This window comes from Affinundibacterium fentianense, from assembly GCF_018139545.1.
In the GTDB taxonomy this organism is placed as follows: domain Bacteria; phylum Pseudomonadota; class Gammaproteobacteria; order Burkholderiales; family Burkholderiaceae_D; genus Undibacterium; species Undibacterium fentianense.
The window spans coordinates 309,968-325,900 of record NZ_JAGSPJ010000003.1; the positions used below are offsets into that span (position 1 = coordinate 309,968).

Consider the following 15,933-nt stretch of genomic DNA (forward strand, 5'->3'; position numbering starts at 1 on the left):
TTTTTTTTTGATTGCTCGTGAGTTTTATGGAAGCCGGACTGTAAAAGGTTCGGCTTTTTTCTTTTGCTAATTTGATTTCTGATGTACGCATCGTCTGTAGGTCGGTCCACTCCCGATCTGTGCACGATATGCTCGCGTAGAAATAAATTTAGTCAATCACCGCAAGTCGTGCACCCGTTTATTGCAATCCAGCGATTGGTGAATCTGAAAATACACTTCAAAAGCTACATTCCAAAAAACAAAAAAGCCGAACAATATGTTCGGCCTTCTTTTGTGAAGCAAACTAAGCGTAGATAATTGATTTATCCACCACGACGCATCATTTCAAAAAACTCCGCGTTGTTCTTCGTTGCTTTCATCTTATCCAGGATGAATTCCATTGCCTCGATTTCATCCATACCGTATAAGAGTTTGCGCAGAATCCAGATTTTTTGTAGTTGATCAGGTTTGATCAACAACTCTTCACGTCGTGTGCCTGATTTGTTCAAGTTGATCGCTGGGTAAGTACGTTTTTCAGCCAAGCGACGTTCCAAATGCACTTCCATGTTACCCGTGCCTTTGAATTCCTCGTAAATGACGTCATCCATACGACTACCAGTTTCGATCAAGGCAGTCGCGATAATCGTTAAGGAGCCGCCTTCTTCTACATTACGTGCTGCACCGAAGAAGCGTTTAGGACGTTGCAACGCGTTGGCATCGACACCACCAGTCAAGACTTTGCCTGATGCAGGAATTACCGTGTTATACGCACGAGCCAAACGGGTGATAGAGTCTAACAAAATCACCACATCTTTTTTCATCTCTACTAGGCGCTTGGCTTTTTCCAAGACCATTTCAGCGACTTGAACGTGACGGGTTGCAGGTTCATCGAACGTTGATGCGACCACTTCACCACGCACCGAGCGTTGCATCTCGGTGACTTCTTCTGGGCGTTCATCAATCAATAAAACGATCATCGTGACGTCTGGGTGATTCGTAGTGATTGCATGAGCGATGTGCTGCAGCATCACGGATTTACCCGATTTTGGCGAAGCAACTAGTAAGCCGCGTTGACCTTTACCGATAGGCGCAATCAAATCGATGATCCGGCCAGTGGTATTTTCTTCACCGCGCATATCACGCTCAAGATGTAAGAGCTTGCTCGGATGCAGGGGTGTTAAGTTTTCAAACAGAATGCGGTGTTTCGACATTTCTGGTGGTTCACCATTGACCTTGTCGACTTTGACTAAAGCGAAGTAACGTTCACCATCTTTTGGTGTACGCACTTCACCTTCGATCGAATCACCTGTGTGCAAATTGAACCGACGGATCTGTGAAGGCGAAATATAGATATCGTCAGTCGATGCCATGTAGCTGGCATCTGGTGAGCGCAAAAAGCCAAAACCGTCCGGTAAGACTTCTAAAGCACCATCACCAAAAATTTGTTCGCCGCCTTTAGCGCGCTTTTTTAGGATCGCGAACATCAATTCTTGCTTACGCATACGCGCAGCATTATCGATATCGAGTCCGATGGCCATTTCTAACAACGCTGAGACGTGTAAGGCCTTTAATTCAGATAAATGCATAGTTGTGAGTGTCCCGAGATGGGAAATGAGGTGGGGGAGTGAACAGAGGTGAAAAAACGTTTAACTGGAACTTAATAAGGGTAAGGCAGGAAGGCTTTGGGGCTTGCTGCGATTGGCCAGTTGTAACGAGTAAGTTATAGCTAATTTTGCGTATTGTAAATCTTAATTCAGGCAATGTACAAATTTTCTTGTAACATTGCCTGCAATTAGATTGCCGTGCCTGTTTGGTTCAGATGTTACTATCGATGAAGGCAGTCAGCTGTCCTTTTGCTAAAGCGCCAACTTTTTGCGCTGCTGCTTCGCCATTTTTGAACAGGATCAGAGTCGGGATGCCACGAATGCCAAACTTTCCAGGCACTGCTTGATTGGCATCGACATCCATTTTAGCGATCGTAATCTTACCGCTGTATTCTTTCGCAACTTCTTCCAAAATAGGTGCAATCATTTTGCATGGACCACACCATTCGGCCCAAAAATCGACCAATACAGGTTTGTCGGATTTCAAGACATCAGCTTCGAAAGATGCATCACTTACATAGAGGATATTGTCGCTCATAGATTTCTCGTTATTCTGGTTGATCTCTCTTTTGAGAGAGGGGTGGTTATGTTGATTTGAATTTTAAACTAAGTTGGAATGAATATCTGGAGATCGTTTTGCCGAAATCAAGTAGCTTGTTTTGTCATTTCTTGCAAAATCAGCTGTCTGAGGGCGATTTGTTCTGTCGATATGTGCTTAATTTAATGCCGCTTAAAATGGATTTTTTAAATAATACCCTATTTTTTAAAAAGTGGCTTATTTCAGGTTTTTTCTCGCGAAAGTGACGGAATACAGCATTGCCCGCATAAAATACGCGTTCCATTTGCGTGCCAATGACGATTCTTATATCTGGATAGTATGTTACGTTCCCCATTCTTAATTCCCGCATCAGAATATTTTTGGCGTGATGCCGCCCGTAAGATCATTGCTTGGCATCAGCAACGATTGCCAAAGCAAGACTTGTTTAGCCCAGAGCAGCCTAGCCAATTGGATTTTTCTGCGCAACGTGTCGTAGTCCCTACGTTTGAACATGCGCAACTTCTGACACGTGCACTCGGTGTTGAATTGGGACAGCATTTTATCCCCCCAAAAATCGAGACGATGTTTGCTTGGTTGAATATGCAAACTCCGCCTGACATGTCACCGACAGCAAGTAGCGAACGCTTGATGCGTTTGTACGCTGAATTAAGGCAGCATGGATGGCTTAGAAAGCTATTCGGGGCAAGGAGCAATACTGAATTGTTGCCGCTGGCTCAGACTCTCTTAAATTTATCCGATGAGTTAACGCAAGTTTGGTTGCCTAAGGCCTTGGATAGGCGAAAATTCGATACGGAAAAATTGATGTCAGTTTGGCAGAACGCCATTGCACAATTGCCAGCGCCTGTTCAGGAACTCGCGTCGGAAGAGACGAAATTGGTATGGACATTGTGGCAGGCGCAAATCGATAACCGTGATAAAACAGTCCAGAAATTCTTACAAATGCTCAATTTGGCTGAGCACGCGAATGCCGATTTGGTGTGGATCTCACCGACTTTACCTGATCACTTAGAGCTTGCTTTTATTCAAGCGTATGCAAAACGTTGCATGGTTGACGTGATTGCGCTCGATTGGCGTGCGGATGGCTTACCTGTTTCAATAAAAAGAGCTTGGCCTAATTTGATTCAGATGGAAATGGATATTCCGAATATCCAGACATCTCCGAAATTAGTTCAACTCGCGCCACCGTTTGATTGGTCAAAGTTGCGCCTTTGTGAAGTGTCGAATCTCGAACAAGAAGCCGAACAAGCAGCACAAACGATTGTCAATTGGTTGCAAGAGGGTAAGCAGCAGGTAGCAGTTATTGCGCAAGACCGCATCATTTCAAGGCGATTACGTGCCTTACTGGAGCGCGCGGGTGTGATCGTTGCTGATGAGACTGGCTGGAAGCTCTCGACAACTAGGGCGGCAGCTTCACTTGTTGCCTGGTTTGAAGTTGTAGCAAGTCGAGCGGACACGATTGCCTTATTAGACTTCTTGAAAACGCCTTTTCTCTCTCCTGCTGAGTTTCTCGGGAAAAGCGAGGATGGCGCCAGCGATGCCGTTGACGATGGGGATTTGATCGCACAGACGATAGAATGTAAAGCAGACGCGATCATGGATATAGAACTAGCCTTGCGACGTCATAATGTGATTGGTGGTTGGGATGCCATCTTGTCGAGTCTTGGACATCATCAACAAGCCTATAACTGGATCGCTCAAATTGCGCGGCTTGCTCATCGTTATGGAAGTGGCCATGGTGCCGCAAAGCGAAGTGTAAAGGAATGGACACTAACAAGTTTACAAACCTTGACAGACCTAGGCCTGCTCGTCGGCTTACAAGCTGATATTGCGGGATCACAAATTATACAAATGCTGCAAGCGCTCAGTACGGATTGTGAGGGGCTCGATACTTACTTTAACTTTAACGAGTGGCGTGCATTCATCAATCTACAAATGGAAGAGACGCCGTTTAAACAAGATCAAACCGATCAGCGTGTGTTGATGTTGCCATTGAATGGCGCACGTTTGCGGCGATTTGATGCGGTGTATTTGATTGGTGGCGATGCTAGTCATTTGCCCTCGAAGCCTCAAGAGACTTTGTTTTTTACAAATGCCGTCAGACGTGAATGTGGTCTGATTACGCGGGAAGAGCGACAGCGGCAGCAATTACGAGACTTGGCTGAACTGCTCATGTCGAACGCGGAAGTGGTGGTTTCATGGCAGTCTCAAATCAATGGAGAATTTAATGCATTGAGTCCTTGGTTAGAACAAGTCCAATTGTCTTTGGCTCGGCAAAAGTTACCCCCACTGCGGACGAATAGAGTCCCGCTGCAGACGAGGGAGTTACAGCCTGCGGTGACTGTTCAGCCCAAACCGGTAGCCACAGAGTTGATGCCGAAGACTTTATCCGCCAGCGGATTTACTAGCTTGATGGCATGTCCTTATCAATTTTTTGCTGGAAGGATGTTGAAGTTATCTGCAATCGATGAATTGTCTGATATGCCGGAGAAACGTGACTACGGTGATTGGCTACATGCCATTCTTAAAAATTATCACGATCGCCTGCTCGCTGAGAAAATTAGCTTAGAGAGTAATAGAGAACAGATATTAATTGAAATTTCTGAAGCTTGGTTTCAGCGCGTGTTGAAGCAAAGTCCAGCCGCATTGGGCTATAGCATACGATGGCGTAAAGTGATTCCAGCTTATGTGGCATGGGCAAATGCAAGAGAAGCAGACGGTTGGCAGTTTGCATTTGGTGAGGTTTGGGCTGAGGCGCAGCTCGAGTGGGAAAACGGTGGCATACAATTACGTGGTCGCTTAGATAGGATAGATGAGCGGCACTTAGATAGCGGTGGATTAGAACGTGCCGTTCTTGACTACAAAACCAAAAAGAAATCAGAGCTTCGCAGTCGAATTAAGGCGATGGCAGATCACCAGCTCGCATTTTATGGTCTGCTACGCGTCAAAATTGAACCGGAAAAAGATTCATTGGATGTTGCTACCTATTTCCTCGATCCTGTAGATAGCGCGAATTACGTGGCTTTGGAACTCGAGCGAGATCAAACAGGTGAAGTCGAGGCGATTGATTACACAAACTGGAAGAACGCATTGGAACATTCAATTTCTCAAAATATGCAAGCGATACAGCAAGGTGCAAGTTTGCCAGCACACGGGGTCGATTCTGTCTGCGAATATTGTGATGTACGGGGATTGTGCCGTAAGGGAGCTTGGTAATGCGCGAAATCGGAATAGAAGAGGCGCAGGCTTACCAACTAGATGGGCGAGCTATTGACGCGCAAGCATTCACTGCAACTGCTTGCAATCCCGATTTGTCTGTCGTTGTTGAAGCTTGCGCTGGAAGTGGTAAAACCTGGTTGTTGGTGGCGAGGATGTTGCGTTTATTGTTAGATGGGGCGCAACCTACCGAATTGTTGGCGATTACTTTTACGCGAAAAGCAGCGCAGGAAATGCGGCAGCGTTTGATGGAATTATTGAGAGAACTAGCGCTTGCGGATGATGAGCACGCGAGCAATTTACTTTTGGAACGTGGCGTACCAGCGGAACAAGTAATGGCACGTTTGCCTCAAGCGCGAGGTTTATATGAAGACTTGTTGGCGCATCCTCAGGGCTTGTCAATGGACACTTTCCACAGTTGGTTTGGGCGTCTATTGCAATTGGCGCCGTTGGCCTCAGGTGTTCCACAAGCATTTAATTTAGTCGAATCGACCAGTATTATTCAGCGTGAAGCATGGGGCGCTTTGATGCAATTGGTCGAGAGTCGACAGGCGACAGAATCGTCAGTCGATCGATATGCGCAGTTTGTAAGAGAACATTTACTGTTTTTGTATGATTCTTTAGGAGATTTTACAAGTCAAAGCATGTTAAATGCGTTTTTAGATAAACGTGCGGAGTGGTGGGCAATCAGTGAACAAGACAATCTCGATGAAAGCGACCCATTGAATTCGCCAGTTTGGGAGAAAGTAGTAGAGCATTTAGGTTTGTTGATGGGCGAGGATGCGCATCGCGATGCGAGATTGCGTTTGTGGGAAAACCAAGCATTGCTCGATCGCATACAAGAAATTGCAGTTTGTCTTGGCAAGGGAAGCCCCGAGAATCAAAAACGAGGAACAAAAATCGAAATGGTGTTAACCGAAGTTCGACACCAACTCGCCCAAGATGCGCCGCTCCATGTTGAATATTTTGAACGTTTGGCGACGGAATTTTACGACGCCGAGGGGAAAAATCGAAAAAATCGCAAAACAAATGCCTTGCGGGCAGCGATTGAAGCTTGGTTGGGGCAAGACAATGAAATGGCGTTTCATGACGAATTTGATGCGATAGCGGAAACCATCAAAGTGTTTGAAAGACGTAGTCAGGAAATGAACGTCTTAAAGCTCAACGAATCGCTATTTATTGTGGGACAAGCTTACGTTGAGTGCTATCAGAAGCTTAAGGCTGCGCAGGGCGCGCTCGATTTCGCAGACTTAGAATGGCAGGCATATCGATTATTACATCACCCCGAATATGCTGCGTATTTGCATGGGCGCCTCGATACACGGTTTAAACATATTTTGCTTGATGAATTTCAAGACACGAATCCTTTGCAGTGGAATATCGTCCAATCTTGGTTGGATGCGTATGGAAGTGATGATGAGCGGCCCTCCGTGTTTATCGTTGGCGATCCAAAACAGTCCATTTATCGGTTTCGGCGTGCTGATCCCCGCGTATTTGCCGCGGCAAAAAAAATGCTCGTAGCACAAGGTGCTGTCACACTCAAAACCAATCAAACTCGTCGCAATGCGACAAGTGTCGTTGCGAGCTTAAATCAGGCCATGTTGGGCAATCCGCTGTATGCACCACAGACCACTGTGTCTACCGTTGACGGTTCCGTGATCCGTCTGCCACTCATCCAGTCGAGTCCTGCACCTGTGAATGGGACAAGCGCTGAAGGTCAAACTGAAGAAGCATCTCCGTTCCCTTTGCGGAACCCTTTGACGACGCCTGATCAGGCGGAAGAAGATCAGCGTCGATATCATGAAGGATGTCAGGTAGCTCAGTTGTTGAAGCATTTAAGAAGTCAATCGGCTGACGATTGGCGTTGGACCGATGTGATGTTGTTGGTCCGTCGGCGGAGTTATTTGTCTGCTTATGAAAGAGCATTGCGCGAAGCGGGAATACCCTTTATCTCCAACCGTCGAGGCGGCCTATTACAAACTTTGGAAATTGCAGACTTGATCGCATTATTGCAATTTTTGATGACGCCGAGTGACAATCGCGCTTTAGCCCATGTGCTCAAATCTCCGATGTTTTCGGTCACTGATGACGATCTCATCGCATTGGCTTTGTATGATGCGCAATCATGGTGGAAGCGCCTTGTCCACATCAATAAAGATGCTAACCCGTCATTGAAGCGCGCACAAAGCCTATTGACTGATTGGATGCGAGCAGCCCATGATTTACCGGTGCATGATTTGATTGATCGAATTATTGATCAGGGCGAATTAATACCTCGTTATGCACGGCTTAGTTCGACAAGTAATCGTGAACAAATTCTTGGAAATATTACCGCGTTCACAGAACTCGCGTTAAATATGGACGGAGGCAGGTATCCGAGTTTACCTAAATTTATTGCCGCGCTTAATGAGATCGAGCGGGGATCAGAAACAGATTCTCCTGATGAGTCAAATGTCGCAGGCGGACAAGATGCGTTACAGATTTTGACGATTCACAGTGCCAAAGGTCTAGAGGCGAAGGTCGTCGTTGTGATGGACAGCAATCATAGTGAGGCGGCAAAAGATAAAGTTGGCGTACTTTGCAGTTGGCCAGTGGAGGCTGATGAGCAGAAGCATTTTTCTGTGTTTGGGAAAAAAAATGAGCGAGGTGTCGCGCGCGATGCACTTTTTGAAGCAGAAGAACAACAGGCAAAGCAGGAAAATTGGAATCTCTTGTATGTCGCATTAACGCGTGCCCGTCACATGCTTATTATCAGTGGTATTCAGAGTGATGTGAGCGCTGCGGAGGAAGGTGTATTAGATAGTAGTTGGTATCAGCGTTTTGTCTCGCTCCCAATTTGGGAAGCGGCAAGCGTCGCCCAAGATGCGAGCCCATTGGTGTCAGTCGAACAAGAGCCTTTTATTCTCGAGCGTTTTTTTGCGCCAGATTTATCTTTACCCGCAATAGCAATTCAGCCGATCGCCAGCGCGGAACAGATCGAAGGGCTTGCTTTTCACGCTTTAATCGAGAGGTTGACCAATCGAATCGTCAATTGGCCAGTTTCCATTCCCTCGGCCGAAATAGTGGCAAGTTGGTTGCCCTGTGCGCTGCCAGTTGCCAAATTAATCCGAGAGCAGGTTTGTAATGTATTAACTGCCCCGCATTTGGAAAGGTTTTTTCATCCCGATGCGGTTCAATTCGCTCGAAATGAAATGGAAATTGTGTATCAAGAGCAAGTTTTACGTCTTGATCGCTTAGTGATGCAAGATGAATGTGTGTGGATTTTGGATTATAAACGACAGCTATTAGCATCAGAGCAAGCGGCATATCGGCAACAATTATCTGGATATTGTGATGCCGTGAGTGCTGTATATCGTGAGAAGCAAATTCGAGCGGGATTGATTTTAGTCGATGGAAGTTTTATTGAAATGATTTAATGAAAAGCAGGTGCATATCTTAAGAAAAGCCCTTTATAATTAAGGAGATTGAGGGCGGAGTTGAACCATTGCTTTATGTTAAAGATTGTTGAAAGCACTCGACGGTTTATTTTGTCTTGTCCATGATGCGACATAATGATCCCATAACTTAAGGGTAACTGCCGACACTCGCGTCTGATTTGAAATGATGACCAGTCGATAATGATGATGTGTTTGCGTGGATCACCACTCCCAGATTAGCCAATTAACCTTTTGCTCGATAGATAGTCACAATGATCTCAGAATTTGAACTGCTTGCCGAAAAGCTTAATCGCTTAGCCGAGATGACACATACACTGCGCTTAGAAAATGCGGCATTGCGCAGGACTGCGGTCGATCTTGCCTCGGAAAACAAGGATTTGCGTGAACGCGTGACGGAAGCACATGGACGAGTCGAGGCAATTTTGGCGCAATTGCCGAATGAAGATGTGAAGGATGCAGCATGAGTACCGCAAAATCGATTCAAATTGATGTCAACATTATGGGGCAGTCTTACAAATTGGCTTGTAAGGAAGGTGAGGATCGAGCCTTGCAAGAAGCAGCATCATTCCTGAATGAAAAAATGTGTGGCATTCGCGATGCCTCCAAGGTAAAGGGGACCGATAGAATTGCTGTGATGGCCGCCCTTGGAATGGCCATTGATTTATTATCGACAAAGGCACACGATGGTCCATTGTCGGGAATGAGTATGGGTGAAGTGAAGCAGAAAATTCAAAGTATGCACGACACGATTGATCATGCGCTAACACCACAAGAGAATCTATTCTAAGAGTGCGCGCCATTATTTAAAACAATCAAATAAAATTCAAATAGTTGCTGTGAATTTTTTCCGGAAGGAGTAAACTACAAACTCCTACCGTGTTCGCCAGTGTCATATATTCCTTGAACCATTTATGTGCATAGGCTTTGGAAATTGTTTAATGGCGTGAGCGTCGCTTATGTCCGATGAACCCGATTTGAACTGACCTTGGCCGACTTGAACCGCCGGGTTCAGGATGCCGGCACAGCGGCATCGGTGGGAACTTATTTTACAGAAGCACTTATTGTCATTGACGATAAGTGCTTTTTTATTGTTTGTTTATTTATCGTTTTTTTTGCTTGCCCATTTAGCGTGATCCTAGCGTAGGTATCTCCGTACATATGAATTATCTGGCACATATTTATCTAGCGCAACATAGCGGTGATGCTCAGTTGGGCGCGCTACTAGGTGATTTTGTGAAAGGTGATGCAAGGAAAGGGTTTCATCTTGATATTGCACGCGAGATTCATATCCATAGAAAAATTGATCAATACACCGATCAACATCCGATCGTGCGTCAAGCGCGAAATTATTTTGCGATCGAGCGGCGTCGATTCGCAGGGATATTGCTGGATATTTATTATGATCATGTGCTGGCGAAAAATTGGTCAACTTACTCCGATCTTGAACTCGATCGGTTTATCGCCGATTTTTACAAAAAAATGTTGGCGCGGCGTCAGTTTTTTACGGCGACCTTGGATCTGCTTGTACCGCGCATGATAGAGCAAGATTGGTTGGGTTCTTATCAGAATAGGGATGGTGTGAACATTGCAACACATCGCGTTTCGTCGAGATTATCAAAAAATGGGCATTTGTTGCGTGAATGTTTACTTGACCTGGAACGGCATGAACAAGTTATTGAGCTTGGATTTCACGAGTTTTTTCCGCAACTACAAACGTTTGTGGCCGACCTACGAGGGAATTTAAGTTAGGTTCACACTGTCGAAGAAGTTAGTCGCCATCACTTTTCATTTGTCGACCGAATTAGATAATTGTTGAATTTTCTACAGAAAAATGGCGATGGAGAACGACAAGAACTAATTTGCGTTAGACTTTCACACTTGCTCACCCTTCTTGTTGGAAAATTTTACATGTCCTCAACACACCAATCGATTGGCCGTCCTGATTTAACTAGCGTATTGATCGCGACCGGTTTTGTCCTAACCTTATCGATGGGAGTTCGGCATGGCTTCGGTTTCTGGTTGCAGCCAGTCTCGCAAGAATATCATTGGACCCGTGAAACTTTTTCGATGGCGATTGCCATTCAAAATTTAATGTGGGGTGTATTTGGGCCGTTTGCTGGCATGGCGGCTGATAAATTAGGTACCGCAAAAGTGATTGTGGTTGGCGCATTTTTATTTGCGTTTGGTTTGTTATGGATGGCACTGGTCAATCAGCCATTCGCTTTTATTGTAGGATCAGGAATATTCATTGGTGCCGCACTTGCCTGTACCACCTTTGGTGCGGTCAGTGGAATTATTGGGCGTACCGCTCCTGATGCGAAGCGCTCCTGGGCTTTCGGCATGTCTTCTGCGGCGAGTTCATTTGGGCAGTTTTTTATGATGCCAGTTGACCAGCAGTTGATTCAACATGCGGGTTGGCAAAATGCGCTTTATGTCCTCGCTGCATTGATGTTAGTGGTGATGTTACCGATGGCGTGGAAATTGCGTGAGCCACCACAGGTTGCGGCGGTCGGTCCGCAACAGAGCATGATGGAGGCAGTGCGGGAGGCGTTTGCACATAAGCCATTTTTATTGCTGTTAGCTGGCTATTTTGTGTGTGGATTTCAACTTGTTTTTATCGGTATGAACATGCCGGCCTATTTGAAGGACAAGGGAATAACAGATCCTAGCGTCGCGGTAATTGCATTGTCTTTAATTGGTTTGTTTAATATTGTTGGCTCTTACTCTGCAGGTAAGTTGGGTGGCTTGTTTCCTAAGCGTTTTCTGTTATCGAGCATCTATCTCAGTCGAAGCATCGTGATCGCCTTGTTTATTCTTGCTCCTTTAAGCACTTATAGCGTTTACATTTTTGCGGCGGCGATGGGTGTTCTGTGGCTGTCGACGGTACCTTTAACAAATGGTGTGATCGCAGGGATTTTTGGCCTGAAATATCTCTCGATGTTGTCGGGTTTTGTGTTCTTCTCGCATCAGCTCGGTAGTTTTATCGGCGCGTGGTTAGGCGGGTATATGTACACCAAGAATGGGAACTATGACGCAGTTTGGTTGATCGTGATTGCGCTCGGTATTTTTGCTGCCTTGGTCAATTTGCCGATTAATGAAAATGCCATTGTGCGTGATACTGACCTCGCGCCCGTTCGTTGAATTTTTTATCAGTGGATTGTCTATGGATAAACTAAGTCAGCGTAAGGTTGTATTTTTTATCTTGTTACTGATCCTAACGGGATTAGCATTGCTTGGCTATTTTCAAGTTGAATTTATTCTTGATTTAGCTAATCGATATGTATTCTGTTGAGAATAGAATTCGGCTCAGTTGACGATTTAAGACTATCGTATGATTGATTCTTGATCAGCGTCTTGTTTGAACTTCCCCCGCTTATCAATGTGAGTTGGCTCAAGTGTGAAGAAAAGATTGAGCCTATGTTGAGCTGGATACAAAAATATTTTCATTCGAAAGGTAAATAATGAACTTTTGGCTGATGAAATCGGAACCCAATGAAGTCAGTATTGACGATGCATTGCGCCTTGGTGCAGCGCCTTGGTTTGGTGTACGGAACTATCAAGCGCGAAACTTCATGCGAGATCAGATGAGGGTCGGTGACGGCGTTTTATTTTATCATTCGAGCTGTGCCGAACCTGGAGTAGCGGGAGTTGCTGAAGTTGCTAGCACTGCTTATCCAGATGCGACACAATTTGATCCCGATAGCCATTATTTCGATCCAAAATCAACTCTGGAAAATCCTAGGTGGATGTTGGTCGACGTTAAAGCGACGAGAAAAACGCGGCTGTTGAGTCTAGCGGAAATGCGCGAAAATCCCTCGTTGTCATCCATGGTGGTTTTACAAAAAGGGAGCCGCCTGTCGATCACGCCCGTCACGCCTGCTGAGTGGAAAACGATCATGCAACTTCTTGCCTAAGTAGGCATAGACCGCATTTTCACTCCAATTTTAGTCTGACTGATACAGATTCCTAAGTATGTTTTTTTGCACTTTTCCCATCGTATTTCGGGGTAACTCTTTTAAGAAAAACACCTGCTTGGGCACTTTAAAATTGGCGATGTTTGCCCTTAAATAGGCGATTACCGTATTGGCTTCCAGTTGGGTTTGCTCGTTTAAAACGATGACCGCGCAGACTGCTTCACCAAAATCCGTGTGTGGCAGGCCAATCACAGCTGATTCTGCAACCTCTGGCATGGCATCGATGATGCTTTCGATTTCTTTGGGGTACACGTTGTAGCCGCCAGTAATAATGAGATCTTTACTTCTGCCAACGATCGTGAGATAGCCATCATCATCAAATTTGCCGACGTCGCCAGTGCGAAAAAAGCCGTCAGGAGTGAACTCTTCCGCTGTTTTTTCAGGCATACGCCAATAGCCGCAGAAAACATTTGGACCTTTGACTTGAATATCCCCAATTTGGTCGTTTTCACAATGTTGCGATTGCGCGTTGACGATACGGACGTCTACTCCGGGCAGGGGAAGTCCAACTGTGCCGGCTTTCCTTTCTCCTTCGTAGGGATTCGAAACTAGGATGTTAGTTTCACTCATGCCATAGCGTTCGAGGATGGTTTTCCCAGTTCTCTCCTGAAAATTCTTAAAGGTCTCCTGCAGCAATGGAGCTGAACCGGAGACGACAAGACGCAGGTTCTTGCACAGCAAATGATTCAATCGTTGATCCTGAAGAAGACGCACATAGTAGGTCGGCACACCCATCATGATGCTTGCCTCAGGCAAGTGTTGTATGACCTGTTCAACATCGAATTTCGGCAGGAAGATCATTTTGCTACCATTGAGTAGCGCGCAATGTGATGCGACAAATAGGCCGTGTACGTGAAAGAGGGGGAGTGCATGTAAAAGTACATCATCACTTTGCCAGGCCCATGCTTCGTGCAGTGCCAACGCGTTTGAGGCGAGATTGGCGTGGGTGAGCATTGCCCCTTTACTTCGCCCCGTTGTCCCAGAGGTGTATACAATGGCGGCTAAATCCTCAGGTTGACTCGTTACTGTTACGAACTGATCAGACATGGGGGTTGCCCGATCTAATAAACTTCCGCTGTTGTTGCCGTGAAGCGGCGCATCCAAGGTAAATACGTGGCGAGTCCCGGCATGAAAAGCGATTTGCGATACCCAACCGAAGTGACTTGGTGCGCACACGACCACTTCTGGTTCTGCATTTTCGATGAAGTAAGCGATTTCTGTGCGTTGATAGGCCGTATTAAGCGGCAAAAAAACGAATCCAGCACGTAAACATGCGAGATAGAGTATTAGTGCCTCAGGCGATTTTTCAACTTGCACTGCAATTCTTGCGCCAGCACTTAAGTGTAAACTTGTGAGTAAATTGGCGATCTTGGCGCTCGCACGTTCGATATCGAGCCATGTGTAGTAGCGGTCATCCGGGGTTTGAATGCAACAGCGCGATAGATCTTTGGGAAATTTCGAGGAAAAAAGTGCGTAGAGATTGGCGTTCATATCAAAGAGGAGAAAACTATTTACCTGTAAAAACGGGTACTTTTTTTGCGAGAAATCCGAGCACCCCTTCTTGGTAGTCATCGGTTTCGAGAAACGAGAAGGCTTCCAGTTGCTCGGCATCACTCAGCGGTTCGGGCATAAAACTAAGGCGTCGAATAAATTTTTTATTTAGGCGTGCCGCTAAAGGGGCTCCCATAGCGATGCGCTTTGCTGTTTCTAAGGCTTCAAGCGATACATCGTCGGATAGCCGTTGTACTAAACCTTTTTGTTTTGCCTCGATGGCGTTGAGGATACGGCCCTCCAATAATATTTCTAAGGCAACTGCTTTGCCAACGAGACCTAGTAAGCTTTTCAGTTCTTTGGGGGCTAAGGGAAATCCCAACTTGTTGATCGGAATTCCAAATCGAGCGTTGGGTGATGCGATGCGTATATCACTAGAAATTGCAATTTCTAAACCGCCGCCAACGCACACACCTTCGATCGCGGCAACGACCGGATGTTGACATTCACTGATCGCTTTAAGTGCGCTTGCAATGACCTGATTGTGGTAGCGCATGCCGTCAGCTAAAGTGTTTCTGACCGTGGCGAATTCTTGTACATCTGCACCCGCTGCAAAATGACCGTCCGCACCTCGAATGATGATGCAACGAAGGTTCGTATTCTTGTTCAACTCAGTGAAATGCATGGCAAGCGCATTCCACATTTCCATGTTTAGAGCATTGAGCTTGCCGGGATTGGAAATCGTTATAAAGGCTATGACATCATCGATTTCGCAACGAATATTCTCCATGTTGATATCCTCGCTTAATTGATAGAACACATATTACTTATTCTTCTTTTTGTTTTTGACGATGGTTTCGCTTGGCGTCTTTGACGTGGGCGATTGGAAAAAACCCTTGTAGGAAAGGAGTAAGAGGGTTGCACCGCCTATGATCATGGGTAATGAAAGCATTTGTCCTGCTGAAATGGTGATGCCCGCAAAGTGCACTTCGTAATCGGGTGTTCGGAAATATTCAGTGAAAAAACGTGCGCAACCATATAGCATCACGAACAAAGCTCCCACTGCCAATGTTGGACGAGCTTTGCGGGCAAAAATCCAGACCACAATGAATAACATTAGGCCATCCACGAGTGCTTGGTAAATGGGGGATGGGTGAACAGGTTCTGCAAGTCCAGGCCATTTCATCGCCCAAGGTAAATCGCTTGCGGCAATTCGCCCAGGTAACTCATGATTGATAAAATTTCCTATGCGGCCAGCGGCATAGCCAAGCGGCACAAGAGGAGCAATGAAATCATAGACTATTGGTAGGGGCATTTTTGCGTGCCTGGACCACAATCCCATTGCAATTAAAACACCAATAAATCCGCCATGGAATGACATACCGCCTTTCCAAACCATGACTATTTCTAAGGGATTGTGGAAGAAATAAACGGGTTGGTAGAAGAGTACCTCGCCAAGTCTACCGCCTAAAATGACGCCTAAGACACCGTAAAATAACATATCGTCGATGTGTTCTTTGGTCCAGCCTAAGGCCGCGATGTGAGGTAAGCGCAGCCTCAGTCGTCCAAGAATGACAAATTGTGCGAATGCGACCAAATACATGATGCCGTACCAATGGATTTTCCATCCAAAAATAGAAATCGCCACAGGGTCAAAGTTTGGATGTTCTAGCATG

12 protein-coding genes and 1 other RNA gene are annotated in these 15,933 nt (G+C 45.8%); 8 read left to right on the plus strand and 5 right to left on the minus strand.

Annotated elements, in window-relative coordinates:
* Positions 1-302 precede the first annotated feature (302 nt).
* Both rho and trxA read right to left on the minus strand, forming a co-directional pair.
* Positions 303-1,565 (minus strand): transcription termination factor Rho, encoded by a 1,263-nt coding sequence (gene rho, locus KDM90_RS09080; protein WP_212675281.1) that lies wholly within the window; start codon positions 1,563-1,565, stop codon positions 303-305.
* A gap of 229 nt (positions 1,566-1,794) precedes the next feature.
* Positions 1,795-2,121 carry a thioredoxin TrxA gene (gene trxA, locus KDM90_RS09085; protein WP_212675282.1) on the minus strand — a complete coding sequence of 109 codons (327 nt, stop codon included), beginning with the start codon at positions 2,119-2,121 and terminating at the stop codon, positions 1,795-1,797.
* Positions 2,122-2,460: 339 nt separating this feature from the next.
* Here trxA and KDM90_RS09090 point away from each other — a divergent pair, with 339 nt between their 5' ends.
* The 8 genes from KDM90_RS09090 (at position 2,461) to KDM90_RS09125 (ending at position 12,706) form a co-directional block, all read left to right on the plus strand.
* A complete protein-coding gene (locus KDM90_RS09090; RefSeq protein WP_212675283.1) occupies positions 2,461-5,355 on the plus strand; it encodes a PD-(D/E)XK nuclease family protein in 2,895 nt (964 codons plus the stop codon).
* On the plus strand, positions 5,355-8,771 hold the full coding sequence (locus tag KDM90_RS09095; RefSeq protein WP_212675284.1) for a UvrD-helicase domain-containing protein: 3,417 nt from the start codon (positions 5,355-5,357) through the stop codon (positions 8,769-8,771). The genes KDM90_RS09090 and KDM90_RS09095 overlap by 1 nt, the downstream gene beginning before the upstream one ends.
* A 272-nt stretch (positions 8,772-9,043) precedes the next feature.
* Positions 9,044-9,256, plus strand: a complete 213-nt coding sequence (locus tag KDM90_RS09100; RefSeq protein WP_212675285.1) for a DUF904 domain-containing protein — start codon at positions 9,044-9,046, stop codon at positions 9,254-9,256.
* Positions 9,253-9,579 (plus strand): cell division protein ZapA, encoded by a 327-nt coding sequence (locus tag KDM90_RS09105; protein ID WP_212675286.1) that lies wholly within the window; start codon positions 9,253-9,255, stop codon positions 9,577-9,579. Before KDM90_RS09100 ends, KDM90_RS09105 begins: the two co-directional genes overlap by 4 nt.
* A gap of 78 nt (positions 9,580-9,657) precedes the next feature.
* Positions 9,658-9,836, plus strand: a non-coding RNA gene (gene ssrS / locus KDM90_RS09110) — 6S RNA.
* A gap of 114 nt (positions 9,837-9,950) precedes the next feature.
* Positions 9,951-10,541 (plus strand): acyl carrier protein phosphodiesterase, encoded by a 591-nt coding sequence (locus KDM90_RS09115; protein ID WP_212675287.1) that lies wholly within the window; start codon positions 9,951-9,953, stop codon positions 10,539-10,541.
* A gap of 159 nt (positions 10,542-10,700) precedes the next feature.
* Positions 10,701-11,933, plus strand: coding sequence for an MFS transporter (locus KDM90_RS09120; RefSeq protein WP_212675288.1), 1,233 nt, complete (start codon positions 10,701-10,703; stop codon positions 11,931-11,933).
* Between the two features lie 320 nt (positions 11,934-12,253).
* Entirely contained in the window at positions 12,254-12,706 is a 453-nt protein-coding gene (locus tag KDM90_RS09125) for an EVE domain-containing protein (RefSeq protein WP_212675289.1), read from the plus strand.
* Between the two features lie 30 nt (positions 12,707-12,736).
* Here the strand turns inward: KDM90_RS09125 and KDM90_RS09130 are convergent, their stop codons facing one another.
* Genes KDM90_RS09130 through lgt form a run of 3 tightly spaced genes read right to left on the minus strand, consistent with a single transcriptional unit; the run spans position 12,737 to position 15,932 of the window.
* Entirely contained in the window at positions 12,737-14,257 is a 1,521-nt protein-coding gene (locus KDM90_RS09130; RefSeq protein ID WP_212675290.1) for a malonate--CoA ligase, read from the minus strand.
* Positions 14,258-14,273: 16 nt separating this feature from the next.
* The gene (locus tag KDM90_RS09135; protein WP_212675291.1) at positions 14,274-15,047 is read right to left on the minus strand and encodes an enoyl-CoA hydratase/isomerase family protein; all 774 of its coding nucleotides are present in this window, start codon (positions 15,045-15,047) and stop codon (positions 14,274-14,276) included.
* 33 nt (positions 15,048-15,080) lie between these two features.
* Entirely contained in the window at positions 15,081-15,932 is an 852-nt protein-coding gene (lgt, locus tag KDM90_RS09140; protein ID WP_212675292.1) for a prolipoprotein diacylglyceryl transferase, read from the minus strand.
* Between the last annotated feature and the right edge of the window lies 1 nt (position 15,933).

Excerpts from the sequence above, each read along its gene's own strand:
- rho (WP_212675281.1), bottom strand. The coding sequence starts at position 1,565 with ATGCATTTATCTGAATTAAAGGCCTTACACGTCTCAGCGTTGTTAGAA.
- trxA (WP_212675282.1), bottom strand. The coding sequence starts at position 2,121 with ATGAGCGACAATATCCTCTATGTAAGTGATGCATCTTTCGAAGCTGAT.
- KDM90_RS09090 (WP_212675283.1), top strand. The coding sequence starts at position 2,461 with ATGTTACGTTCCCCATTCTTAATTCCCGCATCAGAATATTTTTGGCGT.
- KDM90_RS09095 (WP_212675284.1), top strand. The coding sequence starts at position 5,355 with ATGCGCGAAATCGGAATAGAAGAGGCGCAGGCTTACCAACTAGATGGG.
- KDM90_RS09100 (WP_212675285.1), top strand. The coding sequence starts at position 9,044 with ATGATCTCAGAATTTGAACTGCTTGCCGAAAAGCTTAATCGCTTAGCC.
- KDM90_RS09105 (WP_212675286.1), top strand. The coding sequence starts at position 9,253 with ATGAGTACCGCAAAATCGATTCAAATTGATGTCAACATTATGGGGCAG.
- KDM90_RS09115 (WP_212675287.1), top strand. The coding sequence starts at position 9,951 with ATGAATTATCTGGCACATATTTATCTAGCGCAACATAGCGGTGATGCT.
- KDM90_RS09120 (WP_212675288.1), top strand. The coding sequence starts at position 10,701 with ATGTCCTCAACACACCAATCGATTGGCCGTCCTGATTTAACTAGCGTA.
- KDM90_RS09125 (WP_212675289.1), top strand. The coding sequence starts at position 12,254 with ATGAACTTTTGGCTGATGAAATCGGAACCCAATGAAGTCAGTATTGAC.
- KDM90_RS09130 (WP_212675290.1), bottom strand. The coding sequence starts at position 14,257 with ATGAACGCCAATCTCTACGCACTTTTTTCCTCGAAATTTCCCAAAGAT.
- KDM90_RS09135 (WP_212675291.1), bottom strand. The coding sequence starts at position 15,047 with ATGGAGAATATTCGTTGCGAAATCGATGATGTCATAGCCTTTATAACG.
- lgt (WP_212675292.1), bottom strand. The coding sequence starts at position 15,932 with ATGCTAGAACATCCAAACTTTGACCCTGTGGCGATTTCTATTTTTGGA.